The sequence below is a fragment of the Prosthecobacter sp. genome (genome assembly GCF_029946185.1).
Lineage (GTDB): Bacteria > Verrucomicrobiota > Verrucomicrobiia > Verrucomicrobiales > Verrucomicrobiaceae > Prosthecobacter.
The window spans coordinates 1-2,902 of the sequence record NZ_JAQSEA010000189.1 but is presented as its reverse complement, the minus strand read 5'-3'; the positions used below and the strand labels follow the sequence as shown (position 1 = coordinate 2,902).

General features: G+C 58.4%; 1 protein-coding gene. It reads left to right on the top strand.

Translation table 11 applies throughout. The features are described 5' to 3' along the window. A partial coding sequence (locus PSV43_RS16245) for an HNH endonuclease domain-containing protein (RefSeq protein WP_300199560.1) occupies positions 1-2,902 on the top strand: 2,902 nt, incomplete at both ends.

The window sequence follows — 2,902 nt, the reverse complement described above, 5'->3', positions numbered from 1 at the left end:
AGCAGTGGTGCATCGAGTTTGGCCTGCTGACAAAGGAGCAGGCGGACAAGCTCTGGCGAGATCAAAACCGCCATGCTGAGGAACCTGCACGAGAGGCCAACCGTGTTTATGACCATCGTCTGCGTGCAGTGACCACAGGGGTGGGATCACGGGAATGTGTGGCCGTTTGCCTGCGGCACATCGTCAAGCATCGTGGCTTTGATTATCACCAGACGGAAGAGGGCACCCACCCCTGGGGCGATGAATGGAAGTATGCGGACATTCTCGACTGGTTGCGCAAGACGCCCATCAGCCAGGAATATGCAGACGACCTGCGCCGTGAGATGCGCGATATGCCCGACCTCTTCCCGGAAGAAAAATTGCACGCTCTTTCGCTTGCGATGGACTCTGCCGTGGCACGTTACCAGGACAATCCGGTGGAGAAGATGCTTCGGGAACATTGTGCCGAAAAGGGGCACCCCAATCTGCGAGTGTTCGGCAGAAGGCACAACTTTCCTCGCGAACTTTTGAAGCATCATGCTCATGCCATTTTAACTCATTCTCGGCAGCGGGAGATGATTGCGGCGGACAGGTTCGAAGCAGCCGTTCTGCGCCTGCTCGGCCGCTGTGATGCGAATGGTAACTGGCCTCTGACAGAGCGTATTGGCAGAGGCAAAGAGATGACCGATCCCGGTTGCATCATGGATTACCACCGCCGCACACGCAAGGAGGCGGAGAAACTATGGGAGAATAAGACCGGCAAATGCCCTTATGCACCACTCTTGAGCAAGAGCGGCCATCCGATTGCCCACGATGCGAAACGTTCCCCCAAGCGCGATCTGCGCATCCGCCGCTTCATGCTGCTACAGTTTCTGGCGGAGCGAACCTTTGTGGCATCGAACTACCAGCGCCACTACGCGCACTCTGACACGGTTCGATGGGCGCTGGACTTCCTTGGCACTGACGAAGCTGCGCTGGTAGCCAAAACGGCCCGGCCCAAAGTGGGCATCGCGGAATTAAAAACACGCTGGCGGGAGGCTTTTCAGGTCAGGCTCGCCAAAGACAGTGAATCGCACAACAAGGACTATTTTGTACAGCTCCATGACCTCCTGTGCGCCAAAGCGGGGGACCTTGGTGCCCGTGCCTCCCTCGCAGCCGAGTCGGCCGCCATTTTGTATGCGGTGGCCACATTGCACAGCACGGACTTTGAGGCCAAGGGCGTGCGTGATCGCCTCGCGGGTCTGGGTTACTATCAATGGCGGGTAAACAATGTCTCCAACTGGGGGCTGTATCCACAGGTCGAGTTCCTGCTCGGCGCTCGGCAGCAGTATGATGAAGAGGGGAACAGCCGTGACAGACGCGATAGCGCCAACTGTCGGCGGAGGGGTGCGGACCGCACGCGCTGGGGCTGCTCGCTTGCAGATGACCGCCCGCAGGAGCACGGCATCCTGCGCCGCCTCTTTGCCGGACAGCTCAAAGACGCGCATAGCAGACCCGTCGCCGTGCGGCAGCAGATGAACCGGGCAGACGGTCTGCCAGACTACGTCGTTATCGAGGTGGTCGGCGACATGCCACGCAACAAAGATGACAAACGCGACCTCCAAAATGCGGCGAAGGCCAAACGCAAGGCCAAGGATGGGATCTTTGAGCACCTCCACATCCCAGTGGGAGCCTCGGACGGTTTGAAGAAGAAAGCCCTGCTGTTCGACCAGCAAACGAATGCCGATGGAAAGCTCGTCTGCCCCTACACCGGGAAAGTGCTGGAAGGTTTGACGCCTCATAGCACCGAACTTGAAGTGGAGCATATCTACCCGCAGCAGCGCGGCGGCCTCACCGTCATGAGCAATCTTTGCCTCACCCTGCGCGCCATCAATGCCGCCAAGGGCAATCAGACGCCCTGCGAAATCGCCGGACGAACCATTGATGGCGTCACCTTTCTGCCTTGGGCGGAGATGAAGGCGGCTTTGACCGGTTTTCGTTGGGGCAGCGGGAAACGCAGCATCTTCGAGTGGGATAAACCCGAAGTGCCGGATTTCCAGAACATGACGCGCATGGCGCAGCTTGCACGTCAGCTCAAGGCGGAGATCACCCACTGGCTGGGCATTCGCCGACGTGCGGCGGCTGAGATCGAGGATCCCACGCAATGTGAGGCCGCGATTCAAAAGGAAACCTGGGAGCGCATCGGTACGCCGGTGGGCGGCATGACGCATGCCTGCGCGGAGGTATGGTGTCCGAAGGAGTCCTTCCCCGATTACTGGCGTGAGGTGAAATTCGGCACGCGCACCGACTGGGTCAAAGAGCGCCTATGCCAGCGGCATCATCTCTGGGATGCACTCATTCTTTCTCATATTCCGCCCGGCATTGGCATGAACAACACCTTCTGTGGCGGCATCTTCCGTGTCACACAGCATGAGGAGTCGGGCACGCCTGTGCTGAAACCGCTGCCTCATCTTGGACCCGATTTGGACGCAATGAACAACCGCCATCTCGACGAGTGCTTGGTCATCAGTCCACGACAGCGCCATTCCAAGCAATCCCGCACGCAGGAAACCATTCAATCTCCCGCAGATGGCAATGGACGCCACTGGAGCCGGGAGCCGTTGAGCAAATACACGGCAAAGCCGAACATGACTGAGACGGAGATACTCCAACTACTCAGAGATGCGGGTCTGCCGCCGAAGTCATTCACCACCGGAACCGATGAAGCCGCTGGATTAAAGTATCTGAGTGCATGGTGGAACGAACGGAATCCGGAACGCTTCTCGCTGGCTGAATTGGAAAAGTTCCTGTCGCAAAACAGCATGCTGACACCTGAAGTGAAAGCCTTGCTGCCGGAATGGTGGAAGACGGACGATGGCAAGTCGCCAGCCGAGAAGAAGGTCTCGGCAGCCTCCATTGGTGACTTGTTGAAGAAGGCGGGTAT